Source organism: Bdellovibrio sp. MYbb2 (genome assembly GCF_056175685.1).
Map to the genome: position 1 here is coordinate 1,480,418 of NZ_JBJKJI010000001.1, position 24,094 is coordinate 1,504,511.

21 protein-coding genes are annotated in these 24,094 nt (G+C 50.8%); 14 read left to right on the forward strand and 7 right to left on the reverse strand.

Translation table 11 applies throughout. The annotated features are described in order from the left end of the window. Nucleotides 1-31 precede the first annotated feature (31 nt). Nucleotides 32-553, forward strand: coding sequence for a MarR family winged helix-turn-helix transcriptional regulator (locus AC04MQ_RS07170; protein WP_475391704.1), 522 nt, complete (start codon nt 32-34; stop codon nt 551-553). A gap of 55 nt (nt 554-608) precedes the next feature. Here the strand turns inward: AC04MQ_RS07170 and AC04MQ_RS07175 are convergent, their stop codons facing one another. From AC04MQ_RS07175 to AC04MQ_RS07200, 6 genes are all read right to left on the reverse strand, one after another. Continuing rightward, nucleotides 609-1,361 (reverse strand): cyclic nucleotide-binding domain-containing protein, encoded by a 753-nt coding sequence (locus AC04MQ_RS07175; RefSeq protein WP_015092077.1) that lies wholly within the window; start codon nt 1,359-1,361, stop codon nt 609-611. Between the two features lie 84 nt (nt 1,362-1,445). Further along, nucleotides 1,446-2,594: an aminotransferase class V-fold PLP-dependent enzyme gene (locus tag AC04MQ_RS07180; protein WP_015092076.1), complete on the reverse strand. Its 1,149-nt coding sequence runs from the start codon at nt 2,592-2,594 to the stop codon at nt 1,446-1,448. Nucleotides 2,595-2,657: 63 nt separating this feature from the next. Then, nucleotides 2,658-3,272 carry a hypothetical protein gene (locus AC04MQ_RS07185; protein WP_015092075.1) on the reverse strand — a complete coding sequence of 205 codons (615 nt, stop codon included), beginning with the start codon at nt 3,270-3,272 and terminating at the stop codon, nt 2,658-2,660. Between the two features lie 109 nt (nt 3,273-3,381). After that, nucleotides 3,382-4,158, reverse strand: a complete 777-nt coding sequence (locus AC04MQ_RS07190; RefSeq protein WP_041577931.1) for a hypothetical protein — start codon at nt 4,156-4,158, stop codon at nt 3,382-3,384. A gap of 266 nt (nt 4,159-4,424) precedes the next feature. Then, nucleotides 4,425-5,258, reverse strand: a complete 834-nt coding sequence (locus tag AC04MQ_RS07195; RefSeq protein ID WP_011165421.1) for a flagellin N-terminal helical domain-containing protein — start codon at nt 5,256-5,258, stop codon at nt 4,425-4,427. A 552-nt stretch (nt 5,259-5,810) separates the two neighbouring features. Next, nucleotides 5,811-6,071, reverse strand: a complete 261-nt coding sequence (locus AC04MQ_RS07200) for a hypothetical protein (protein ID WP_475391707.1) — start codon at nt 6,069-6,071, stop codon at nt 5,811-5,813. Nucleotides 6,072-6,129: 58 nt separating this feature from the next. On the opposite strand from AC04MQ_RS07200, the gene clpB reads away from it, so the two are divergent. From clpB to AC04MQ_RS07265, 13 genes are all read left to right on the forward strand, one after another. Further along, nucleotides 6,130-8,718, forward strand: a complete 2,589-nt coding sequence (gene clpB / locus AC04MQ_RS07205; RefSeq protein WP_475391710.1) for an ATP-dependent chaperone ClpB — start codon at nt 6,130-6,132, stop codon at nt 8,716-8,718. A gap of 116 nt (nt 8,719-8,834) precedes the next feature. Beyond that, nucleotides 8,835-9,218: a methylglyoxal synthase gene (locus AC04MQ_RS07210; RefSeq protein WP_011165416.1), complete on the forward strand. Its 384-nt coding sequence runs from the start codon at nt 8,835-8,837 to the stop codon at nt 9,216-9,218. A gap of 91 nt (nt 9,219-9,309) precedes the next feature. Then, a complete protein-coding gene (locus tag AC04MQ_RS07215; protein WP_015092069.1) occupies nt 9,310-10,422 on the forward strand; it encodes a CapA family protein in 1,113 nt (370 codons plus the stop codon). 54 nt (nt 10,423-10,476) lie between these two features. After that, complete coding sequence (locus AC04MQ_RS07220) at nt 10,477-10,986, forward strand: hypothetical protein (protein ID WP_475391712.1); 510 nt, start codon at nt 10,477-10,479, stop codon at nt 10,984-10,986. Nucleotides 10,987-11,024: 38 nt separating this feature from the next. Next, complete coding sequence (locus AC04MQ_RS07225; protein WP_015092067.1) at nt 11,025-11,519, forward strand: hypothetical protein; 495 nt, start codon at nt 11,025-11,027, stop codon at nt 11,517-11,519. Nucleotides 11,520-11,858: 339 nt separating this feature from the next. Further along, complete coding sequence (locus tag AC04MQ_RS07230; protein ID WP_235046149.1) at nt 11,859-13,055, forward strand: hypothetical protein; 1,197 nt, start codon at nt 11,859-11,861, stop codon at nt 13,053-13,055. 85 nt (nt 13,056-13,140) lie between these two features. Next, nucleotides 13,141-13,740, forward strand: a complete 600-nt coding sequence (locus AC04MQ_RS07235) for a riboflavin synthase (protein WP_011165410.1) — start codon at nt 13,141-13,143, stop codon at nt 13,738-13,740. A gap of 2 nt (nt 13,741-13,742) precedes the next feature. Further along, nucleotides 13,743-14,873: a 3,4-dihydroxy-2-butanone-4-phosphate synthase gene (gene ribB, locus AC04MQ_RS07240; protein ID WP_475391715.1), complete on the forward strand. Its 1,131-nt coding sequence runs from the start codon at nt 13,743-13,745 to the stop codon at nt 14,871-14,873. Next, the gene (gene ribH / locus AC04MQ_RS07245; protein WP_015092064.1) at nt 14,873-15,424 is read left to right on the forward strand and encodes a 6,7-dimethyl-8-ribityllumazine synthase; all 552 of its coding nucleotides are present in this window, start codon (nt 14,873-14,875) and stop codon (nt 15,422-15,424) included. Before ribB ends, ribH begins: the two co-directional genes overlap by 1 nt. A gap of 15 nt (nt 15,425-15,439) precedes the next feature. After that, nucleotides 15,440-17,644 carry a sensor histidine kinase gene (locus AC04MQ_RS07250; protein ID WP_015092063.1) on the forward strand — a complete coding sequence of 735 codons (2,205 nt, stop codon included), beginning with the start codon at nt 15,440-15,442 and terminating at the stop codon, nt 17,642-17,644. Nucleotides 17,645-17,660: 16 nt separating this feature from the next. Continuing rightward, nucleotides 17,661-19,034: a sigma-54-dependent transcriptional regulator gene (locus AC04MQ_RS07255; protein ID WP_015092062.1), complete on the forward strand. Its 1,374-nt coding sequence runs from the start codon at nt 17,661-17,663 to the stop codon at nt 19,032-19,034. 18 nt (nt 19,035-19,052) lie between these two features. Then, nucleotides 19,053-20,552, forward strand: a complete 1,500-nt coding sequence (gene proS / locus AC04MQ_RS07260) for a proline--tRNA ligase (protein WP_015092061.1) — start codon at nt 19,053-19,055, stop codon at nt 20,550-20,552. Nucleotides 20,553-20,759: 207 nt separating this feature from the next. Beyond that, the gene (locus AC04MQ_RS07265) at nt 20,760-21,011 is read left to right on the forward strand and encodes a KH domain-containing protein (protein ID WP_475391718.1); all 252 of its coding nucleotides are present in this window, start codon (nt 20,760-20,762) and stop codon (nt 21,009-21,011) included. Between the two features lie 59 nt (nt 21,012-21,070). Here AC04MQ_RS07265 and AC04MQ_RS07270 read toward each other — a convergent pair whose 3' ends face one another. Next, entirely contained in the window at nt 21,071-24,073 is a 3,003-nt protein-coding gene (locus tag AC04MQ_RS07270) for a hypothetical protein (protein ID WP_475391720.1), read from the reverse strand. Nucleotides 24,074-24,094 lie beyond the last annotated feature (21 nt).

Sequence of the window (24,094 nt, forward strand, 5' to 3'; positions counted from 1 at the left end):
CCGCCGTTTTTTTCTGATATTGGAGGCCTTTATGGCAAAATTATTCATTCAAGATATGCCTTCCCGCGAGGAAGTGCACACGTCCCTGACAACATTGCCGGTTTCGGCAGAGCCGGATTCCATGGCAGTGTATTCCAATCTGCTGTTCCTGAAAGTGGCCAGCGAGATTGAAAACAGCCTGGACAGTCTGCTTTCCAAATACAACCTTTCCAGCGGTCGTTTTATGTTGTTGTTCATGCTAAGAAACGCACCTGCGGGTTTGCGTCCTTCCGAGCTGGCCAACCAGGTGGGTGTAACCCAAGCCACGATTTCAGGTTTAATCAACAGCCTAGAAAAAGCTGAATTGGTGGTTCGTGAGGGGCATCAGTCTGACGGCCGTTCCTTTGTGATTCGTCTGGCGCCGAAAGGTGAGCAGGCTATCCAGGATATCTTCCCTCAATGGTATCCGCGTATCGTGAACTTCTGGAATGTCGTTTCCAACGAGGAAAAAGACAGCCTGAACGGTCTGATGGAAAAAATGATTCAGAACAAGTCAGCGCTGACACCGAAATAGAAATTGGAAATTAGAGATTGGAATTAGAAAAAAGGCCGTCGGAAGACGGCCTTTTTTAATTTTGAACTTTGTCTTCGTTGGAGTTTTTCAGCCGAAGTGAAAGTGTTTTCACCAGCGCCTTGGACCAGGCGGGTTTTGAAAACAGCACCACATCCAGACAGTTGTTGGGGATTTCAATCAGTTCGCAGTTAGAAAGGCTCATGACGTTGGCGGATCTGGGTTCGCCGTTGATGTAGGCCATTTCACCCACGAATTCGCCGGGGTTGATATGACCCAGAAAGGTTTCAGCGCCATTGTCAGTCTTATAGGCCTTCAGCTGTCCGCGTTTCACCAGATAAACGGATTCGGCCTTTTCACCTTCGCGGATCAGAATTTGATTGGCCGCCAAAAACTTCATGCGATAGTTGGCGTTGTCGCCATTTACAATCCAGTTCAAAGCGCGGGTCAGGTGTTCAATGAAAGTGGCTTCGTCCGTGGGGCGGGTCAGGATGTGCACCTGGCCGGTGACGACTTCATCCACAAAGTGATCGGTGTCCGGCAGCGGGGACATGATGATAACGGCGATGCGCTCTTTTTTCTGAATCAGTTTTTGCGTCAGATCCAGCGCGCTGATTTTTGAAATCTCGGAATCCACGATCACCACATTTGGGATTACGTTTTCAGCCTTGAACAGGGCGGCGCTGCCATCGGTGGCCGTGAAGACGGTGGCGTTTTGAATGTGTCGGTTCAGGGTGCTTTCAATTTTTTCCGCTTCCTCTGGTTTGGCAGAAGCGATCAGAAATACTCTTTTACTTTCAAGGTCAGCCACGCGAATTCCCTTCTTCGGACTCCTTAATAAAGAATAGAGAATTCTTCGACTTGTTCAATGATGGTGAGGGCTGCCTCGACCTTTCTACAGACGCGCGATCACACTGCGGACATCTTCGGCGTTGTGATACAACCCAAAACCAAAACGCAGGCGGTTCTTGCGCGAATCCACGTGCACTCCGCGGGCCTCCAGTGCTTGCACCAGTGTTTGGCAGTCTTCGGTGGTTGGCAGATCAAAAGTCAGGAAGTGACCGTGATGATCAAGATCCAAAGCCATTAGGCGGGAACGGTTCAGCAGCGGGTGCTTCTTTTGATCCAGTTCCTGCAAGAATACTTTTTGATTGTTTTGAATGTGCGTGTGAATGGCCGTGACACTGAGGCCTTCTTTTTTGAAGGCTTCCAGCGAGGCAATCAGACGGTACAGCGCTGAAAAGTCCATGGTGCTGCCAGCGTACTGAAGGGCATCGGTGGGATAACCCACTTCATTCCCCACCGCGGATAGCTTGGAAAGTTCAGCAAACCATCCGGTATGGAACGGGCGGTGACGCGTGCCCGGCGGGACGTAAAGGAAGCAAGCCCCCTCGCCACCTTGGGCGTATTTGTAAGAGCCCGCCAGGTAAAAGATGCGGTTTTCGATGGATTTCAGATCTGTCGGCACCGCCATAAAGGCGTGATAGCCGTCCACCACGAACAAGCTGTCGGACGGAGCGGCCTTTACCAGACGGTGAATATCACAAGCCAGTCCCGAGTTAAAGAACACCTGGCTGACAAAAATCAGATCCCAAGCGGATGTGCTGGCTGCGGCTTCAAATCTTTCATGGAAGGTTTCAAAGGGCAGGGTGGGCACCTTTACCACTTCAAACTGGGACATCTCGGACAGGCGGTTGATCTGACGGTCGAAGCTGTAGAATTCCGAATCAGTGGTCAGAATGCGCAGCTTTTTATCCCAGTTCAAAGAACTTAGCAGGCGAAAGACAAATTCATGCGTGTTCGGAGCAAAGACAATCTGTTCAGGATGGGACAGGTTCAGATTTTCGGCGATCAGCTTTTGCGCCTGGGGAACCTTGGTGGAAAAGATGTGGTTCCATTTGTTGTCGACATATTTGCAGGAGTCATCCCAGTACTGCAGGTGCGCTTCGCGGGTGACATCGGGCCAGTAGTGGTGACTGTGGCAGGCAAAATGAATCTGGTCCGGATGGGCATCAAGGAAACGTTTGTAGAGGTGTTTGTACATGCCCTGATGATAATAAAAAAGGGAGTCAAAGACTCCCTTTTTTATTTGCTGTGTGCGCAGCGACTAGAAGTAACCTTCGTCATCACCGAAGTCTTCGTCGTCTTCATCGTCATCGTCGTCGCCATCATCATCGTTTTTGGAAGTGATGTCTTCTTCGATTTCTTCTTCGTCGTCTTCTTCGATGGAGCCTTCGCCTTCTTCAGACTCTTCTTCATCATCCCATTCGTCATCTTCAGAAACAGCTTCTTCTTCGATGTCGATCATGCTGTCGATTTCAGCTTCATCATCGAAGTCCGCAGTCATGTCTTCAACCTGAGGTTTCAGAACTTCAACAGCAGCGATGCCACCTACAGCTGCAGCAGCAGCTTTTTTAGGAGCAGCTTTTTTTGCAGCAGGTTTCTTGGCAGCTGGCTTTTTAGCAGCGGCTTTTTTCGCAGGCTTCGCAGCTTTTTTTACAGCTGCTTTTTTAGGAGCGGCTTTCTTAGCTGGTTTAGCGGCCTTTTTTGGAGCCGCTTTTTTCGGAGCTGCTTTTTTAGCTGGCTTGGCAGCTTTTTTAGCAGTCGCTTTTTTAGCTGGTTTAGCAGCTTTTTTAGTTACTTTTTTTGCGGCAGCTTTCTTAGCAGGTTTCGCTGCTTTCTTAGCTACTTTCTTCGCTGGTTTTGCTTTTTTCTTTGCCATGATTCGCTCCCTGAAATGTCCTGGTTCAATAATGGAAATGCCCCCTTAGACTAGCGACAATTAAGGGGGCATGCAAATCAAAATAGAATGACGGTGGGGACGGTCTTGGTTACTTGATAACGCCACTCAAGTGGTCATCGATGATTTTGGCCAGGTCATTCGGAAGGATGAAGGACAGGAACAGACCACCATTATAGGCGCCGGATTTAGGGACAATCGTGAAATAACCCAGGGTGCGGGTCGCAGCAGCGTTCTTAAGAGGGTAAGTCAGGCCCAGGAAAGCCGGGAACAAGGAACTTTCGATGAACATTCCGACCGCATTCACACCGAAATACAGATAAACCTTGTTGTCCGAGTTCGGGTTCAGACCCAGCCCAAGGGAGGGAAGCTCTCCACTTGGCATCATTGGCAGGTTGTTACCATTTGGCAATTTAGTTGCCGGCAGGGTTGTAACGCGATCTTTAACAATCAGTTTCAACGGAATGCTGACTGCCACACGCGCTTTCTGCTGGGAATCCATGACCGTCTTGATCTGAACGCCCTTAACTTGCGGCACATCTATATAGAGGTTGCTGAATGCACCTGGCAGGGGGAGGTACAGAAGCAAAGCGTTGTTGGCTTTGTCGATGCCCAGTACCTTTTCATTTTCATAGGTACCACCACCCACATATCCATTCAGATCCATCTTGTCATAGGCGCTTGGAGGTGCCGGTTCGGTCGGAGCAGGTGTGCCGCCCTGACCGGAGTTGCTGCCATCACTGGACCCTTGGCTGGTATTGCCAGTGGCCCCAGGCAGTGACTCGAATCCTCCTTGTTTGCCACAGGCTGCAAGAGCTGCGGTGGCGAAAAGTGCGACCATCAATCTTGCTGTAATATGTTTCGTCATACAAAACCTCCATGCTTCTTCCATATTTTTCGGAAGGTTTTGGCCTAGACTTTAGCTAAATATTTGAAATTATTGGTAAAAAAGTTCTACACTTTTTGAATGCTAACATTCTATGCAGATGTCGCTGGAAAAACTTTGAACACAAAAACAGAAAAAGGGGATCGGTGGATCCCCCAAAATAAAAAACCCGGAAGGCGTAAACCCTCCGGGTATAAAGTTTGAACTTTTACTTCAGCCTCGGGCTTGCACCCTCAGCCTCGTCCGGCTTAACCGATCAGCTTAAGAGCCAATTGGTTGGACTGGTTGGCTTGAGCCAAAGTGGATGTACCAGCTTGCAACAAGATGTTGTTACGAGTCATCTCGGAAGATGCCTGAGCAACGTCTGTGTCACGGATACGGCTGTTAGCTGCAGACAAGTTCTCTTGAGCTACACCCAAGTTGTCCACTGTAGAAGTCAATCTGTTCTGAAGGGCACCCAGGTTGGCGCGAGTTCCAGAGATTGAAGTCTGTGCATTATCCAGCATACCCAAAGCTTCCTGAGCGCCTTCTTTAGTGGAGAAATCCACACCAGAAAGACCCAGAGCATCCAAAGTAGCCACGTTCTCAGAAGCGTTGAAGGAGATACGATCTTCTTCAGAGTTGTTGAACAAACCTACTTGGAAATCGAACTTCGGAGAAGAACCATCCAATAGTTTTGTAGTACCCCAAGTTGTTACAGAAGCAATACGCTGCATTTCTGATTTCAACTGTTGAACCTCTTTATTCAACATACCACGCTCTGTTTCACCAACTGTATCAGAAGCAGCCTGGATGCCCAACTCACGAAGACGAACCACGATGTTACCGATCTCGTTCAGACCACCCTCTGCAGTTTGAACCATGGAGATACCATCGTTCGCATTGCGCTGAGCCTGAGCAGCAGATCTGATCTGAGCTTTCAAGCCTTCAGAGATCGCCAAACCTGCAGCGTCGTCAGCAGCTTTATTGATGCGGCTGCCGGAAGCAAGTTTCGCCATAGAGTCATTGATCTGTCTTTGAGAACCGACCAAGTTACGTTGAGCATTAAGTGCGCTGATATTTGTTGTTACTCTCATTCCCATTTTAAATTCCTCCGTTAATATTTATTTTTCATATTCATTACCTTCCTTGATTTGTTTTTTTGGCATCAGCGAAACCTACTTTCGCTTTGCCGGCACTGACATCCGAGTCGGTGCTTATAATGGCCTTTTTGTTATTTGGGCTTAGTCCGCTTTCGAGGCTTGCAGCCTCTTCAGCTCCTGGGCGTTGCCCGGGTGAACAATCTATTGTTCTATTTCAGTTTCATCCTTGAAGGCCCTCCTTTCGGTTCAGCAAGAGAGTGACCATCTCTCTTGACTCCTTCTGAGTGAATCGTTGATGTGCATTAGATCGGGATTTGGTACGAGCTCTTGACAGGACGTCGGGCGGGTTTTGTTTGTTTTTTACAATACTGGCCGTAAGGCAGATCGGGGATTCAGGACGTAAGATTGTCCTGAATCATTTGTACACAGTACTTTCAGAGGGAAAAATCCAATTTCTCAGGACTTTGGCTGAGTCAATTTTCTGAATGGGGATCAAGGGCTTAAGCGGAGCGGCGCCCGCAAACACGCTGTGGGTGCGCAAAGGAACAGATTTTAATCTATTTCAATAAAACGGCAGAAGGCCATGTTGCCCGCCAGTTCGTACTGATGTGTCTGTGTGGCCTTCAGGTGATGAATGGGATTGTATCCAATGGTGCAGATAACTTTTTCGCCGTCATAGTGGGAACAGTCTTCACAGGAAAAGCGTGTGTCATATTCCAGATAGTCCTTGGGGTTGACGCGGTCTTTTTTAATGGATGGATGCAGGCGTGGCTGCGATTTGCCTTTACCTTTGGGATTTACGATACCTGCCACTTTGACCGCCTTGACATTGCTGAAATAAGACTCATCCTTTATTCCAGATGGAGGGTTTATGAGCAACGATATTGAAAAAATGACGCGAAAAAGCCAGGAGGCCATGCAGGCCGCCGCGAGACTGGCTGAGCGCAAAAGCAGCCCCTCTGTAGAGCCGGAACACCTTCTGATGGAGCTGGTGCAGCAGACCGAAGGCATAGTTCCGCGCATCCTCGACAAATTGAATGTTCCTCAGGCCCAGTTCCTTGCGGAATTGCGGACTAAAATTGATAAATTCCCTCAGGTGACCGGTGGCGGGCAAAAGATGTTCGCCAGCCCTCGCCTTGAAAAGATCTTTCAGGCGGCCGAAACCGAAGCTCAGGAGTGGGGTGATTCCTATATCTCCACCGAGCACTTCTTTATGGCCATGCTGAAAGGCGGGGACTCTGAGCTGAACGGGCTGTTTAAGAAAAACAAAGTCACGGCGGAGGCGGCACGCACAGCCCTGACTGAAATTCGCGGAAAACAAAAAGTGACGGATGATGATCCGGAAAACAAGTACGAGGTTCTGAACAAGTATGCTCGTGACCTGACCGCTTTGGCGGCCGAGGGCAAGCTGGATCCGGTGGTGGGGCGTGATGAAGAAATCCGCCGCGTGGTGCAGGTTCTTTCCCGTCGCACCAAAAACAACCCGGTCCTTATCGGGGAGCCTGGGGTGGGTAAAACCGCCATTGCCGAAGGCCTGGCTTTGCGGATCATCAAACACGACGTGCCGGACAATCTGGTTGGCAAAAAACTGATGTCTTTGGATATGGGGGCCTTGATCGCGGGTGCAAAATACCGCGGGGAATTTGAAGACCGCCTGAAAGCGGTGATCAAAGAAGTCACCTCCAGCGATGGCCAGATCATTTTGTTCATCGACGAACTGCACACCCTGGTGGGCGCGGGTAAAACCGACGGTGCCATGGATGCGGGGCAGTTGCTGAAGCCGGCCCTGGCACGCGGTGAACTGCGCTGTATTGGTGCCACCACATTGGATGAATACCGCAAGTACATCGAAAAAGATGCGGCTTTGGAAAGACGCTTCCAGACGGTGATGGTCGAGGAACCAAGTGTTGAAGACGCCATCACCATCCTGCGTGGCTTGAAAGAAAAGTACGAAGTCCACCACGGTATTCGCATCACGGATGCGGCGCTGGTGTCCGCGGTGAAATTGTCTCACCGTTATATCACCAACCGTTTCCTGCCGGATAAGGCGATTGATTTGATCGACGAAGCGGCCAGCAAGCTGGGTATTGAAACCCGCTCGGTGCCGGAAGAAGTCGACAAGATCGAACGCGAGCTGATGCAGTTGCGCATTGAAAAAGAGGCGCTGAAAAAAGAAAAAGACGAAAGCGCCCGCGAGCGTCTGGCGGTGATTGATAAAGAAATCACCGAGCTGAACGCCAAGAACCAGTTGCTGCGGGAACAGTGGGAATTTGAAAAAGGCGGCATTGAGGGCATTAAAAAACTCAAAGCCGACATCGAGGACCTGAAGGTGGCCGTGGCCAAAGCCGAGCGCGAGGGCGATCTGGGCAAGGCGGCCGAACTGAAATACGGAAAGCTTCCTGAGGCCGAGAAAAAACTCAAAGCCCTGGAAGAGCGCAGCAAGGAAGGCGCGAAATCCTCTTCAGAAAACCGCATGCTGAAAGAAGAAGTCGGTCCTGAAGATGTGGCCGAAGTCGTCGCGAAGTGGACGGGTATTCCAGTCAGCAAAATGCTGGAAAGTGAATCCCAGAAACTGCTGCACATGGAAGATTCTCTGAAACACCGTGTGGTGGGTCAGGATCATGCCCTGACGATTGTGGCCGATGCCATTCGCCGGGCACGGGCCGAGATTTCAGACCCGAACCGTCCGATCGGAACCTTTATGTTCCTGGGTCCGACAGGTGTGGGTAAAACTGAAACCGTGAAGGCCTTGGCCGAATTCCTGTTCGATGACGAACAAGCCGTTGTCCGTATCGACATGAGTGAATATATGGAAAAACACGCTGTGTCCCGTCTGATCGGCGCGCCTCCGGGCTATGTCGGTTATGAAGAGGGTGGCCAGCTGACGGAATCAGTCCGTCGCCGTCCGTACAGTGTGGTGCTGCTGGATGAGGTTGAAAAAGCCCATCCGGATGTGTTCAACATCCTGTTGCAGGTTCTGGATGACGGTCGTTTGACCGACGGTCAGGGGCGCACGGTGGATTTCAAAAACACCGTGCTGATCATGACCTCGAACGTGGGTTCACAGTCGATTCTGGATCCGGGCATGTCGGAAAATCAGAAGCGTGAAGCGGTCAACGAAGCTTTGCGTGAAAGATTCCGTCCGGAGTTCCTGAACCGTATTGATGAGATCGTGATGTTCAAGTCCCTGGGCGAATCGCAGATTTCCGGCATCGTGAAGGTGCAGTTGGATCTGGTTGCTCAAAGACTGAAAGCAAAAAAGATCGGCATCGACTTCAATCAGGAGGCCATCGACTTCCTGGCGAAGAAAGGCTACGACCCGATTTATGGTGCAAGACCTTTGAAGCGTGTGATTCAGACCGAACTTCTGAATCCACTTTCCAAAGAGATCATCTCTGGCAAAGTCAAAGCCGGAGACACCATCCACGTCAAAGCCAACGGAAGCACCCTGACCTTCTAAGGTGCCTGGTTGTTTTTTCTAGCTACACAGCATCAAGCCCTGTCTCAACGAGGCAGGGCTTTTTGCTTCTTAAGCGATAACATGACAATTGAGTTTTACGGGAATAGAGTGAAGAAATGAAAAAACAAAAGAAAAAGACATTGGCCTTGATTGCTCACGACGGAAAGAAAGCTCTGATGGTTTCTTTCGTGCGTGATCATCTGGAGACTTTCAAAAACTTCACTTTGGTGGGCACCGGCAATACTGGCCGCCTGATCCAGGCCGCGGGATTGAAAGTAACACGCAGGCTTTCGGGGCCATTGGGTGGGGACGCCCAGATCGCTGCCGAGGTTGCGACTGGCAAGTGCCAAGGCGTGATCTTTTTCCGTGATCCGCTGGGCATGCATCCCCATGACCCGGACATCTCGATGTTGATGCGAATCTGCGACGTTCATAATGTTCCGCTGGCGACCAATCCGGCGACGGCTGAGCTGCTGATTACGGGTCTTTCCCACGACTAGAGCTGTCAGGGTTTTAGACACCTTTTGCATTCTTTTCCGTTACAGGTCTGTGGGTTGAGAAACCCCTCTGCCGAGGGCATCCTCACGGCCTATGCGTCTGAATAAAGCTTTCCTCATTGCCAGTCTGATCTTTGTAACATCCGCTCACGCCAACAAAGGCGCAAACTGCGCCGATGGTTCCGTGGTTCTGGGCTTTGCCGGGGACATTCTGGTTCACGATGCTCTTTACAAAAACATTCTGCCGAAACAGAACTTCACAAGTCTTTGGAACAAGGCCATTCCATTGTTCAACAAAGCCGATTACATGACCGTGAATCTGGAAGGTCCGGCGGCGGTCGGTATCGACAAGGCTGGACGTGATGTGGGCGATCAGGGTTTTACCTATGATCTGAACGTGTATTCAGGAACGAATTTTTCCTTCAACTTCCATCCGCAGATTCTGCGTGATCTGAAAAGTTCCAATGTTGCCCTGATCAGCACCGCCAACAACCATTCGTTGGACAGACAATGGCGGGGCGTCGATCGCACCATTGAGGCTGCGAAAAACATTGGCCTTTCCACCGTGGGCACAAGGCCGTCTTACGCGCCGAATGAAAACTTCTATCACCTGGCGGATGTGCGCGGCTATCGTATGGCGTTTGTTGCCTGCACCGAAGCGACCAATGGGATAGCAGACACTAAGAACCAAGTTCTTTCCTGTTATGGCAAATCCCAGCAGGTCGAAACATTGATCCGTCAGCTGCGCGCTCGGGGCGACATTGATGGTGTGATTGTGCTTCCGCACTGGGGTGTGGAATACAGCCATAAGCCGGACAAGTCACAAACGACTTATGCCAAACGCTTTTTGGAGGCAGGAGCAGTGGCAGTTGTGGGATCTCATCCCCATGTCCTGCAACCCTGGGAAAGCTATCGCACCAGTGACGGTCGTCTGACGATGATTGTGTATTCTCTGGGGAACTTCCTGGCATTCCAGGCCGGGACCGAAAAGAAAACCGGCGCCGTTGTCTATCTGCAGTTGGGACGCGATATGCAGGGCCGCACTCAGGTGCTGACCTCCTATTACACGCCGACTTACCGCGATGGATACACAGTCTATCCGATCAGCAGCAAAGGTTCCAAAGACGCGCTGAAAGAAGCCGCCCGTCATCTGGGCACTCAAAACCGTCTGGAGCCAGATCAGAAAATCCCGCGCTGCAATCAATAAGATTTCGTTTTTCAGTCCCTGCCAATGTGTGCTTCAATATTGGCAGGAGATTTTATGGAAGCCACCTCAGCCACATTCTGGCGTAAATGCAGTTCCTGCAAAAAGCCCATCAATTATGGTTCGAAATATTTCGTTTGCAGTGTTTCCACCTGCAACAACGAGCGCACGGGTTATGTTTTTTGCAGTGTCCCTTGTTTTGAAACACATCTGCCGGGGGCAAGACACCGCGATGCGGGAGCCGTGGAAAAAGTTGCTCCGAAAGATGCGGCGGCGGCAGAAGAATCCCATCAGCGCGCTCCGGCTCGTATCATTGTCAAATCTCCGACAGCATCCACTCCGTCGGCTCCGGCGGGCAGTCTGGCGGCAGCTCCTCAGGAATTTTTGATCATCGCCTCTCGTTTGAAGGACTATATTCAGGCCCGTTCTGAATACAATACTTCTGCATCCGTGATGGATGTGCTTTCGGATCACGTGCGTATCCTGTGTGATCGTGCGATTGAAAATGCACGGGCTGACGGGCGTAAGACGGTGATGGATCGCGATTTTGAATTCTTGAAAAAGTAGTTCCCCCGGTTTTCAGACACTTAAAGAAATGGAGTTCTATGAAAAAGTTTATTGGCACTCTGGCAATGGCAATCGGTTTTTCCTGCGCAGCCCAGGCTTCGTATGTTTCTTACGACTTAAGTGGTTCTGCCGGTTCCCGTGATGGTGAATCCTACAGCGAGATTCATCTGGGCTTGAACTATTTTCCAGTGAACTGGTTCAACTGGAGAAACTCCATCTTTACACAGTTTGGATCCCAGATTAATACCGTGTATGGTTTGGATACCGCGGGTCTTTTCAATTACGAGATGTACAACAGCAGCCGCACTTTGGGGATTGAGCTTTATGCCGGCCCGGGATTGCGTTTTGCCTCTGAAAATTCCAATGCCGCGTTTGGAGTTGCCGGGATCACATTCGGCCTGGGTGGTTTGCGCATCGGTGGTGGTGTTCAGCAGTTCCAGTATTTCGAGGATCGTAAGGATAAAAACGATTTCACACTTAATAAAAGCGAGACCCAATACTTCATCACACTGTCCGGTGGCGGCAGCTTCTAGCATTGCCGTGCTTGAGCGGGCGGCAAAGCAGCCGTCCGAAATTCTTTATTCGTATTTCGTTTTATTGTGATCAATGTTTTGACGTTCAGAGTATTCACACTAGTCATCACGCCATTCAACTTTTCTTAAACAGTCTAAACATTCGACAAGGCAAAATTTTTTTGAAATTGCTGTTTCCAAGGCTTGCGAACAATTTCAAACACTTAGCGCGTCTCATGATGAAACCGGTTTCGTTTTTGCAAATGAGTCCGCAAACTTACACCCGGTTTAAGGTCCAGCCTTTTCATTCCGTATACTGTGCATGAACCGCCTCGATAGATGGAGTGGAAAGGGAATATCATGAAATCACAAGGCACAGTAAAATGGTCGAAACAAATTTTCAAAGCAGGCGTGATGATCGCCGGCGCGGCCATGACAATGGGAAATCAGAAGTGCGAACAAAAGCAGGCTGAAGTTCCGGTGCGCAGTCTTAAGAAGATTGTTGAGATGGGCGCGATCCGCTCCAGTCCTCTGATCTTCCCCAATGGTTCTTTCGATTTCCAATTTGTTGCCAACGAACAGATATATGGAGTGCTCATGGAGAGCAAAGAATTCGCGCTAAGATATGCGCCTCCAATCGCTGTTCCCCCGGAGCAGGCACGCAGCGGGGATCAAAGCTTCTTCAATCTGACCAAAGCGGACGGTCAGATGATGAAGGCGTTTGCTGAAGCTGTCGGCAAGGACAACTATGATGTGCAGTACGCGCAAACCGCGTGGTGTATGGTGAACATTCCGCAGGCGAAACTTTCCGGTGCGGTGAATTCATTTGAATTGATCGGCGGTGGTGGTCTGACGGTGGGTTTCACTCCGGCAGGGAACTATTCCACGAATGGACTGGCTTCGGCGGGCTTGAATGTCGAATGGGCGCAGCTGGATCTTTCCATGATGGCGACTCGTCCTTTGACTTCGAAAGTGATGACAGCAGCCAATGTGACGACAAAACAGACCAAAACCAAAGTGAACTTCGGCCTGAATTTCGGTGCCTTCACTATTGGGCCAAGCGCTTACTATCAGACGCCGCTGGCGCAAGTGACCAAGAATGCTTTGGTCAAAGCCGTGGGTGAACTGAACTCCGGATTGAAATCTGAAGAATGGCACACCCGTGTGATGGCCAATCACGACACGCATTTGGTGATCGTGGGCGGTTTGGATGTGGGCCTGGAAGCGGGCGATCAGTTGTTGGTTTATAACGAAGACTACTACTGGGAAGGTGAACCTTGTAACTCGAAATACCTGGGTGGTGGGGCCGCGGCAGGTTCGGCGGTTGCCAAGATCGAGATCGACTGGGTGGGTGATGAAATCTCCCGCGGTCGCGTGATCGAACAAAATGCCAATAACGCTGTTATTGGAGCCAAAGTAAAACTGTTCCAGTTCCATGCTGCGGATTATAAGCCACAGGATCCGGGTGTTCAGCCGGTGGATTCCTCCACGCCAGCCACTCAGACCCCGTCCAAACCAATAGGCAATCAAAACCCGGGAAAACCGGGCCGCGGCTAGGGCTTTCTCAGAGTGTAAAAGTGCCACTTTCCTTGCCACGGGCAGGGGAAAGATGTAGGGTCTCGGCCACAAGCTTGAGGCCCCTATGTTTTCTGGAATCGTAGAATCTGTGATGCCCATTGAAAGCTCTGAAGAGCTGACCAATGCCTATCGTATAAAAATCAAAAAACCTTCTGAATTCAATGACATAAAGCTCGGCGACAGTATTGCCTGCGACGGCGCTTGTCTGACCGTGGAAGCTTTTGATGATCAGACCATGACTTTTGCTTTGGCGGCCGAGACCATCAAGGTTCTTGAATGGAACCCGCAAAGCTGGCTGGGAAAACAGGTCAATCTTGAGAGATCTTTGCGTTTTGGTGACCGTATTCACGGCCATCTGGTGACCGGTCACGTCGACAGCCTGGGGACAGTGACCCGCGCTGATCTTGAGGGTGAATCCTTCTTTCTGGATGTGAACGTGGCAGAAACCATTTTGCCTTACGTCTGGAAAAAGGGCAGCGTGACCCTGAATGGGGTCAGCCTGACGGTCAATGAACTGCAGGGTTCGGTGGTGTCTGTCTGCTTGATTCCTGAAACTTTGAAGCGCACTAACTTGGGACTGCTTAAGCCGGGCAGCCGTATCAACGTGGAGCCTGATTACATGGCCCGCGCCATCCAACGTTCTTTGGAAGTCAGAAAGGGCTAACAATGGAATTCAATACAATCCCTGAGATCATCGATGATGTTCGTAACGGCAAGATGGTTATCCTGGTGGATGACGAAGATCGGGAAAACGAAGGCGATCTGATTCTGGCCGCTGAATTCGCCACGCCACAAAATATCAACTTCATGGTGAAAGAAGCCCGCGGTCTGGTGTGCCTTTGTCTGACGGCCCAGCAGGTCGAGCGTCTGCAGCTGCCACTGATGGTCCGTGATGATCTGAACTTTGCGCCGAACAAAACAGCGTTCATGGTCAGCATCGAGGCTTCTGAAGGTATCTCGACTGGTATTTCCGCTGCCGATCGTGCATTGACCTGCCGCGTGGCTGCGAACCCTCATGCAAAACCGGCTGACATTCACATGCCGGGTCACATCTTCCCAATCCGCGCCCAGCAGGGTGGGGTTTTGAAGCGTGCCGGTCATACCGAAGCCAGCGTGGATCTGGCCCGCTTGGCGGGTTTGAATCCAGCCGCAGTGATCTGTGAAGTGATGAACGATGACGGCACAATGGCTCGCGTGGGTGATCTTCGTGAGTTCGCAAAAAAGCACGATATCAAAATCGGCACGATCGTGGATCTGATCGCGTATCGTCTGGCGAATGAAACTTTGGTGGAAGAGCTGCACAGTGTTCCACTGCCAGCATCCTTCGGTGAAAACATGCAGGCGCGTGTCTTCCGCAGCACGGTGGATGGCCTGGAGCATCTGGTGATCCAAAAAGGTGAAATCAAGAAAGATCATCCAACCCTGGTGCGTGTTCACGTGGACAACTTCACCCGTGATTTCATGGCGGTGGTTCAGCGTGGGGCTTCGTCCGTGCTTGAGAGCATCAAGGCTATTTCCCAGGAAGAAAGCGGCGCTTTCGTGCTTCTGCGCGGAAACAACCGCACCACCGGCCTGACTCAAGAACTGAATGTTCTGGTGGGTCTTGAGGATATCCGTCCGAGCACGCCGTTGATGGATGAGCGTGACTACGGCATCGGCGCCCAGATCCTGCGTGAGCTTGGTGCGAACAAGATCCGTCTTTTGACCAACAAGCCGGAAAAGAAAGTCGGCCTGAAGGCCTTTGATATCGAAATCGTTGAAATTGTCGCAATGGAAAACTTGAAGGGACCAAAATAATGGGAAAAATCAAAGTTGGTGTTGTCACCGCTCGCTGGAATCAGGAAATCACCTCTAAACTTGAAGAAGGCGCGATCAGCTATCTGGAGTCCTGTGAAGACGTAGAGATCTTTGCGGCTTTGGTTCCGGGCGCGGTGGAAATCCCATTGGCGTGCCAGGCTTTCCTGGAAGCGGGCTGTGACGGTGTTGTGGCATTGGGCGTGGTGATCCGTGGTGACACTTCTCACTATGACTATGTTTGCAACTCTGTGACTGACGGCGTAACCCGTCTTATGCTTGATTACAAAAAACCGATCGGTTTCGGCGTTCTGACGACGGAAAACGAAGAGCAGGCTTTGGCCCGCGCCGGTGGCGATCACGGCAACAAAGGTGAAGAAGCGGCTCAGGTGACGATGGAAATGATCGGCTTGACTCAGGAAATCCCTGCGGCCATGAAGACAGCTCTTATGCTGGCTAAAAAAGCCCCGGTAAAAGCTGCGGCGAAGGCGGCCAAGAAGCCTGCAAAAGCTGCGGCAAAAACACAAAAAAAGAAGAAAAAAGTAAGAAAGTAATCTAGCATGGGGCCTATGGAAAATACGCCCCTTAAGGATGAGTTTCTTCCTCCTGGTCCGCAGGAGTTTAAAAAGCGACGCCGCGAGATCATTTTGGTTCTTGTGGTGTCGTTTTTATTTGGTCTTCTGACGTGGTTTGAAATCCGCCTGTTCGCCACCAGCCAGCAGCTTCCGTTTGTTCACAGTATCTTCTTCTTCGGTCTGGTGAACTTCAATATCATCCTGCTTTTGCTTCTGCTGTTCATGATCTTCCGCAATGTCGTGAAGGTCTTCGTGGAAAGACAGGGCAAGGTCTTTGGCTCAAGCTTAAAGGCCAAACTGGTCGCAGCCTTTGTGGCGTTCAGTTTCATTCCGACCGTGCTGATGTTCATCATCTCGGTGTTCTATATCAACTCCAGTTTCGACAAATGGTTCAGTGCGAAGATGGCCGGGGTATTAAAAAGCTCCATCGAAGTCACCAATGCCTATTACTTCAACGCCAAGAAAAAGAACTATCACTTTGCCCATCAGATTGCCGATTCTCTTCGTCCGCTGCGTGATCAGCGCGCGATCGAAAAGAAAGTAGAACAGCTGCGCAAGGACTTCAGCCTGGATGCGGTGGAATATTATCCATCACTGTTCGGCAAGCGCGTGGTGGTGTCAGCTGAAGATGACACCGTACCCACAGTGCCGGCGGTTTCTTTGGAATTCCTGCAAAAGGGGATCAAGCTTCAGGCGGAGGCCAGTATCATTCACCAATTCGGTGACGGTAATCTGGTGCGCGTGATTGTGCCCGTCCAAGAGGGCGCCGAGCGCGGGGCGGTGGTGGTATCAAGCTTCCTGCCGCTGTCTTTGATTTCCAAGATGAATGATATTTCGACCGCGTACGATGAATTCCGCGATATCAATCCGCTGGAATACCCGCTGAAGTCGATCTATTTGTATATTCTGGTTCTGATGACTTTCGTGATCCTGCTAGCGGCAACATGGTTCGGTTTCTATCTGGCAAAACAACTGTCAGTGCCGATCGTGCAATTGGGCCGCGCCACCCGCCGGGTGGCCGGGGGGGATTATACCCCGCTGGAGGTCAAAGCCGGTTCCGAAGAAATTGCGGACTTGATTCAAAGTTTCAACTCGATGACCGGGACCCTGGAAAGCACGCTGGCTGAATTGGATCAGCACGCGCGTTACACCGACACGGTTCTTAAAAACGTCAGCGCCGGGGTGATCTCGGTCGACAGGGCGGGGATCGTGACCACGATCAACCGTCACGCGGCTCAGCTTTTGCGTGTGGATCCGGAAAAGTACATCGGGCATTCTGTGCGTGATCTGCTGACGCTGGAATATTTCCGCACTTTCGCGGAACTGCAAAAGACCATGCACGATCACAAGATCGAAAGCTTGCAAAAGGAACTGCGCCTGAACGTTCAGGGTGAAGCCGTTCCATTGCAGGTGACTTTGTCCATGTTGAAAGACGAAAAGGGCGAGGACATCGGTAAGATCCTGGTGTTTGATGACATGACTCCGATCGTGAATGCCCAGCGTGCGGCGGCGTGGACGGAAGTGGCCCGTCGTATCGCGCATGAAATCAAAAATCCGCTGACTCCGATCAAACTTTCCGCCGAACGCCTGCAGCGCAAGTTCGGGGGCTCGATCACCGATCCGGCCTTCAGCGAATGCACCACCATGATCGTGAAACAGGTGGATGGGCTTAAAAACCTGGTGAATGAATTCAGTAACTTTGCCCGATTGCCCCAGGCGCGTCCGGTGGTGGCGAACCTGAACTCGGTGGTTGAAGAGTCTTTGGGCTTATACCGTCAGGCCCATCCGCAGATCGACTTTGAATTCAGCAAGGATCTGGAGCTGCCGGACTTCAAGTTCGACCCGGACCAGATCAAGCGTGTTCTGGTCAATTTGGTCGATAACTCAGTTTCTGCTGTTGCAAAAGAGTCACAGCCCGGGGTGAAAATCACCACGCGCTACGATAAAGACATCAAAACCGTGCGCATGACGGTGGCTGACAATGGCGAAGGCATCCCCGCGGCGGATCGAAGTCGCATTTTTGAGCCATACTACTCTACAAAAGAAGGCGGAACTGGGCTAGGATTGGCCATTGTGAAAAGGATCATCGAGGATCACAACGGGTTTATTCGCGCCACGGCCAATGAACCCAAAGGTATCAAGATGGTGATCGAAATGCCCGTAAATGAAGTCGGCGCATGGAAGCCTTCCGAGGCTTAAAGGAAAAGAGGTCGTTATGACGGCACTGAACACTAAAATTTTGATTATTGATGACGAAGCACCGATTCGTGATGTGCTTTCCGCATCTTTGCGTGATGAAGGCTATCAGGTTTCTTTGGCTCACGATGGTGAGTCGGGAATTCAGGCGATTCGTGATGTTCAGCCGGAAATCGTGTTTCTGGATATCTGGATGCCGGGCAAGTACGACGGGATCGAAGTTCTGAATCTGGCGCGCAAAGAATTTCCGCACGTTGAATTTGTGATGATTTCTGGTCACGGAACCATCGAAACTGCGGTGAAAGCGACCAAGCTGGGTGCCTGGGACTTTATCGAAAAGCCTCTGTCCATGGACAAGATCCTGATTGTGATCTCCAACATCCTCAGTTACCAGCAGCAGAAGGAAGAAAAAGCGCTTCTGTTGAACAAGCTTCGTAAATCCATCGCTTTGATTGGCGAGGCACCAAGCATCGTCGCGACGAAACAAATCATCGCGCGTGTGGCACCGACCAGTTCCTGGGTTCTGATCCAGGGTGAAGCGGGTACGGGTAAAGAGCTTGTGGCCCAGAATATCCATTACATGAGCTCCCGCGCCAGCCGACCGTTTGTTGAAATCAACTGCGGTGGCATCCCCGAGGACCTTCAGGATTCAGAAATTTTCGGAATCGAAAAAGGCGCCATGCCGGGTGTGGAGCGCGCGAAAAAAGGCAAACTGGATCTGGCTTTTGGAGGCACGCTTTACATTGCTGAGATCGGCGAGCTGAATCAGGCGGCGCAATCCAAGCTGTTGAAGTATCTCGACAGTCGTACCTATACAAGAGTTGGTGGTACGGAATTGATCGAAAATGATGTTCGTGTGATCGCAGCCTCCTCGAAGGATCTTGAAAAAGAAGTGAAGGACGGTCGTTTCCGTGAAGACCTTTACTATCGCTTGAACGTGATTCCTTTCCGCGTGCCTGCTTTAAGAGAGCATCCCGAGGACATCCCAGTGCTTGTTTCCTATTTCTCTGACAACGTTTCCCGCGAAAGCGGTTATCCGAAAAAAGCGTTTTCGGAAAAAGGCGTGGAAAAAATGCTGGCCTATCAGTGGCCGGGCAACGTTCGTGAGCTGAAAAACTTTATTGAGCGTGTTTACATTCTGACTCCGGGCGATTTCGTGGATGTTCACGATCTTCGTTTCGCGGGTCTGATCGACAAAGACGACGAAAAAGCGGTGGAGATGCAGGATCTTTCCACTTTCCGCGAAGCACGGGCTCAGTTTGAAAAAGATTATCTGCTGCGCAAGATTGGCGAAAACAGCGGCAATATTTCGCGCACAGCAGAGGTTATTGGTCTGGAAAGAAGTTACCTTCACCGAAAGATCAAAGCCTACGGAATTGATACGAAAGACTAGAAGGAAAGAGACAGCAAGATGGCAGATACAGCAATTACCCCGACACGTTCTCAAAACTATCCAGAGTGGTACCAGCAGGTGATCGTTGCCGCTGATATGGCGGAAAATTCTCCGGTGCGCGGTTGCATGGTGATCAAACCCTGGGGCTATGCCGTTTGGGAAAACATGCAGGGTGTTTTGGACCGCATGTTCAAAGACACGGGCCACGTGAATGCCTATTTTCCTCTTTTGATTCCACTGAGCTTCCTGGAAAAAGAAGCGGCTCACGTGGAAGGCTTTGCGAAAGAGTGCGCGGTTGTGACTCATCACCGTTTGAAAGGTGATGGCAACGGCAAACTGATCCCGGATGGCGAACTGGAAGAGCCATTGATCATCCGTCCAACCAGCGAAACGATCATCGGTCACCAGTTTGCAAAATGGGTGAAATCTTACCGTGACCTGCCGATTCTGGTGAATCAATGGTGTAACGTGATGAGATGGGAAATGCGCACGCGCATGTTCCTGAGAACGGCAGAATTCCTGTGGCAGGAAGGTCATACCGTTCATGCGACGGCTAAAGAAGCTCAGGAAGAAACTTTGCAGATGCTGAATGTCTATTCTGACTTTGCAGAACAATACATGGCGATGCCAGTGATCAAGGGCATGAAAACTCCGGATGAAAGATTCCCGGGTGCCGTGGACACTTACACGATCGAAGCACTGATGCAGGATAAAAAAGCCCTGCAGGCGGGCACGTCCCACTTCCTGGGTCAGAACTTCGCCAAGGCTTCCGAGATCAAATATCTAAGCGCGGAAGGCAAGGAAGAGTTCGCATGGACCACTTCCTGGGGTGTTTCGACCCGTTTGATCGGTGGTCTGATCATGACCCACAGTGATGACAACGGGTTCGTGGTTCCACCAAGACTGGCTCCGTTGCATGTGGTGATCATTCCGATCTATCGCAACGACGAAGAGCGTGCTCAGGTTCTGGACTATGTAAAAGCTTTGGAAAAAGACCTTAAGTCCCAGAACTATGTGGGTTCTTCCGTGCGTGTGAAGATCGATGATCGTGACATGCGTGGTGGTGAAAAAGCATGGCAGTACATCAAACAAGGTGTTCCTGTGCGTGTTGAGGTGGGTCCTCGTGACATGGCAAAAGGTGAAGTCTTTGTTGGCCGCCGCGACCGTGGTCCGAAAGAGAAATCCTCCATGGAAAGAAACGCATTCGTGGCCAACATCACGAATCTTCTTCAGGAAATGCAGGATGGTCTGTTTGAACGTGCGAAACAAATGCGCGACGAAAGCATCAAGACCATCACGAATCTGCAGGACTTTGAAAAGTATTTCTCTGGTGGTGAAAACACCGCTCCGGGCTTTGCCAAGGTTCCTTGGTGTGAAGCCGGGATGGGGCATGAGCTGCTGGGGCAGTTGAAAGTGACTCCACGTTGTATGCCGCTGGATCAGGAGCCGGTGCAAGGCAACTGTATCTTCTCGGGCAAACCCGCTACAAAATGGGTCCTGTTCGCAAAATCATATTAAACAAAAGGCCCTCTTCCGAGGGCCTTTTGCATTCCGGTTAAAGAATTATAAAATATCGTGTTTCCCTGTGCTGTTCGGGAAACATTTCTCTGTGAACACTTTGAAGTCTTGTCGTTACAGGTGGCCGTTGCGCTTTGTGCGGCCAGCGTTGACGATGATTGAGTAGTAAACGAAAGGCTCAAAGTGTTGGCGCTGGCAGATACACAGATGGATCAGGTACGGGAACGCATCGCAGGCTTGTTGCAGGATGTGGTGAAAGAGATGACAAACGGTGCAGACGGCGTTGAAGTCAGCTTCGTTTCTGGTGATCGCACCACCGTATATCACATTAATATCCCGCAGGAACATCGCGGGAAGCTGATCGGAGCGCAAGGCAAGAACATCACTTCTTTGCGCAACATTCTGGCGGCAATGGCGGGAAGTAACGGCTTCCGTGCGATCATTGAGCTGGTGGTTTAGTTCGATCTAAAAAAGCCAGATCTGAAAATGAAAAGAGCTCCCGGTGGGAGCTCTTTTTTTTATTGAACTTCGATAAAGCTGGCTTCAGACCACGGCGAAGTCTGGCTGGAACTGCGACCGCGCATGCGGAAATACCAGCGTCCCTTGTCCAGGCCCTGATTCAGATAGTAATCGCGAGCTTCCACTTTATAAACCACACTGCCGCTGAAGTCCTGCTTCTTGGCCAGTTCCAGTTCATACCAGGCAGCACCCAGAATCTGACCCCAGGCAAAGCGAATTGCATCGCCGGACTTGAATTTGTTTCCTTTGTTCGGGGCCTCCAGAGTTGCGGCCAGCAGGTCAGACTGTTTGCGGTACTCGACACCGTAAACCTGTGAAGGCGTGTCAAAGAAGTCCGGACTTTCAGAGCTTGGAATCAGGCGGAAGTAATACCAGCCTTCTTCTTTGACGGGCATAAAGAATTCAATATTGCGGGTTTCAAAGCGTTTGGCATCTTTCAGGTTTTCGTTGCGGCCCACTTCCATAAAATATTTTTTGGCGTTTTTACGGTGAGTCCACAGAACGTGCAGTTGATCCTGGGATCCTTTTACGTCGATGTTTCCAAATGAAATTTCATAGCGTTCCACTGACGGCCCGGGCAGGACCCCTTTGATTTTGAAAACCTCTGAGGCCGGAGAAATCTCGCCTTCTTTGGATCGGGCCAGAACACGCACATAACTGGGCTCTTTGGTGGAATGATCAATCGCGTATTCCGGAGAGTTCAAGTCCACCTTCAGATTCACGTTTCCGAACTTGGGGGTGTCGGCAATCTCAATGATGTAGCTTGTGGCGTGAGGAACCGGTTTCCAGTTCACGGTGACACGCACGGTGACCGGGCTGACCAGATCCTCTTTTTCTTTCAGCAGCACCGGAGCGCTGAGTGGCGGGCGGACTTCGGCAGAAATCACGTTAGACCACACCGCCGAAGAAGGCTTGTCAGTGTAAACCTTTTGCGCGCGCAGATAGTAGGTTCCTGGTGTTGTGACTTCCATTCCCTGGGATAGGGGCCCTTTGCGGGAATCAAGGACGGTGCTGAAGTCAGCCGTGCGGCTCAGCTGCACCTCGAACTGCTGATTGTTTTTGGCATCGCGGATTTTTGCGGTGATTTCCCAGCGGCCGCGTTCTACAAGGCGAAGGTCGGCACTTTCCAGATTGATGTCTGACGGGGCGACGACGGTGATCTTGTGACCCGCACCAGGCTTGCCATTGGCGGCAATCAGGCGCCAGTAAAGCACGCCGGCTTTTTTGCGGGCTACTTCGACGAAAGAGCGACCGGATGTGTTCACTTTTTCGATATCTTGAGTGAATTTCGGCACGGTGGAAAATTCCAGAGTCGGCGCAGGTCCGCTCCATTCAAAGCGAACCGGTTTTCCGATATAGGCAACTAGGTTGTCATCCGGGGAAAGAACAGTCAGGGCATTCTTTCGTTCGTCTTCCGCCGCCGCTGCTGCGACTTTTTGTGCCTGAAGTTCGGCGGCTTTGGCCGCTGCTGATGAGGCCGCCAGATTTTTCAAAGCCGTCGCGGAAGGTTGCAGGGTGATGAGGTTGGAAGAAGGCGACACTTCACCTTCTTTGGATTCAGTCTGCAGGCTGATGTAATAAGGCCGCGTCAGGTATTCGTTGATTTCAAAACTGGTTTTGGATTTTGGCAGGCGGTTGATTTTTGAATCGCGCATGTCAGCGTTGAAAGACGTGCGAAGCAGGAAGTGTTCTGCCGCATCTTCGCCGCTCCAGGAAAGCTGGGCAGCGACCACGCCGCCGACTTTTTCACTCTGAGACGTAATTTTAAGCTCTGGCGGGGTCAGGGGATTGCGAATGCTGATTTTGACAGGATCCGACCAGTCTGACACCAGATCGTTGGCGTAAAGGCGTCTGACGCGTAAATAGAAGTCACCAGATTGATCGATAAGGGAGCGGAAAGGCGAGGGACCGACAAAGGCGTCATACAGATCCTGGTATCTTTCGGTCCGACTGACCTGAAACTCGTAGCGGGAATTCGCGGCGGGGTTGGTGACGGAAGTATCCAGCTGCCACTTTCCACGTTCAATGAAGGTCAGTGATGGTTCACTTAAAGTCGTCTTTTGCAGATTGGCGACCTTAAAGTAAGAGTTGTTGGAAAAGTGGGGGACACCATCTTTATAAGAAATCACTCGCCAGAACACATCCCCTAGCAGCTTTGCAACTGGAATGGGCGTGGTCTTCTTGCCGGTCACATCCACTTCACCATCAATTTGATAGAAGTCCGGATGAGTCGAGTATTCCAGCGTCTGGCGTTCTGCCGAATCGCTTTCCCACATGAAAGCCTGATTGGTTTCATTCTTATAGATCACTTGTTTTTCAGCCGGATGCACCAGTTTGATGGAAGGATCGATGGTCTGATCGATATACAGTTCCACTTTGCTGTCGTTTGCGGCGTCACCGGCATTGTCTGCGTTGGTGCCGCGGCTGCGAACGATGACGCTTTCTCCGTGTTTCAGAACTTTTTTATCTTCAACACCTTCGATGGCAACCTGGCCTGCCGCCATTGCCAGACCCAGTGCGTGTTCTTTCTTTTTCACGTAAAGGTCATACTTGGAACCGGGACCGATGCGCAAACCCGCCTGATCCACACGCAGAATGATTCCGGTGTTGTCATTGGGGAAACTTCGCAAGTTGAATGAACCATCGTTCAAAGCCAGGATCAGATTGTTTTTGTCACCGGAATCTTCAGAGATGCGCAAAAGGGTGTTTTCACTCAGGCGGGCGCGGCGGTTTCCAGAGAAGTGCAGAAGGGCTGCGGATTTTTCACCGACAAAAACTTCAGAACCGTTGTAAAGTTTTTGTCCGTCCGCGGCTGTGCGCCAGAAAAAATCGCCGGGATATTTGTGGCGAACCTGGGATTGAATATCACGAATGACAGCAAGAGGTTTTCCGAGAGACGTTTCGTCCACTTTGCTCAAACCTGGGATACCTGCGAGATATCCCACGCCTGCTAAAATTCCGATGAATAATACAAGTGCTGCAAATCCGAGTTTCTTTTTCATTCCCCTACTATCAGGGAAATG

Bases quoted from the DNA above. Each gene is read 5' to 3' on its own strand.
- AC04MQ_RS07195 (WP_011165421.1), bottom strand. From the start codon at position 5,258: ATGGGAATGAGAGTAACAACAAATATCAGCGCACTTAATGCTCAACGT.
- proS (WP_015092061.1), top strand. From the start codon at position 19,053: ATGGCAGATACAGCAATTACCCCGACACGTTCTCAAAACTATCCAGAG.
- AC04MQ_RS07235 (WP_011165410.1), top strand. From the start codon at position 13,141: ATGTTTTCTGGAATCGTAGAATCTGTGATGCCCATTGAAAGCTCTGAA.
- AC04MQ_RS07185 (WP_015092075.1), bottom strand. From the start codon at position 3,272: ATGGCAAAGAAAAAAGCAAAACCAGCGAAGAAAGTAGCTAAGAAAGCA.
- AC04MQ_RS07220 (WP_475391712.1), top strand. From the start codon at position 10,477: ATGGAAGCCACCTCAGCCACATTCTGGCGTAAATGCAGTTCCTGCAAA.
- AC04MQ_RS07210 (WP_011165416.1), top strand. From the start codon at position 8,835: ATGAAAAAACAAAAGAAAAAGACATTGGCCTTGATTGCTCACGACGGA.
- AC04MQ_RS07230 (WP_235046149.1), top strand. From the start codon at position 11,859: ATGAAATCACAAGGCACAGTAAAATGGTCGAAACAAATTTTCAAAGCA.
- AC04MQ_RS07255 (WP_015092062.1), top strand. From the start codon at position 17,661: ATGACGGCACTGAACACTAAAATTTTGATTATTGATGACGAAGCACCG.
- AC04MQ_RS07265 (WP_475391718.1), top strand. From the start codon at position 20,760: ATGGATCAGGTACGGGAACGCATCGCAGGCTTGTTGCAGGATGTGGTG.
- AC04MQ_RS07270 (WP_475391720.1), bottom strand. From the start codon at position 24,073: ATGAAAAAGAAACTCGGATTTGCAGCACTTGTATTATTCATCGGAATT.
- ribB (WP_475391715.1), top strand. From the start codon at position 13,743: ATGGAATTCAATACAATCCCTGAGATCATCGATGATGTTCGTAACGGC.
- AC04MQ_RS07190 (WP_041577931.1), bottom strand. From the start codon at position 4,158: ATGACGAAACATATTACAGCAAGATTGATGGTCGCACTTTTCGCCACC.
- AC04MQ_RS07215 (WP_015092069.1), top strand. From the start codon at position 9,310: ATGCGTCTGAATAAAGCTTTCCTCATTGCCAGTCTGATCTTTGTAACA.
- AC04MQ_RS07170 (WP_475391704.1), top strand. From the start codon at position 32: ATGGCAAAATTATTCATTCAAGATATGCCTTCCCGCGAGGAAGTGCAC.
- AC04MQ_RS07225 (WP_015092067.1), top strand. From the start codon at position 11,025: ATGAAAAAGTTTATTGGCACTCTGGCAATGGCAATCGGTTTTTCCTGC.
- clpB (WP_475391710.1), top strand. From the start codon at position 6,130: ATGAGCAACGATATTGAAAAAATGACGCGAAAAAGCCAGGAGGCCATG.
- ribH (WP_015092064.1), top strand. From the start codon at position 14,873: ATGGGAAAAATCAAAGTTGGTGTTGTCACCGCTCGCTGGAATCAGGAA.
- AC04MQ_RS07250 (WP_015092063.1), top strand. From the start codon at position 15,440: ATGGAAAATACGCCCCTTAAGGATGAGTTTCTTCCTCCTGGTCCGCAG.
- AC04MQ_RS07180 (WP_015092076.1), bottom strand. From the start codon at position 2,594: ATGTACAAACACCTCTACAAACGTTTCCTTGATGCCCATCCGGACCAG.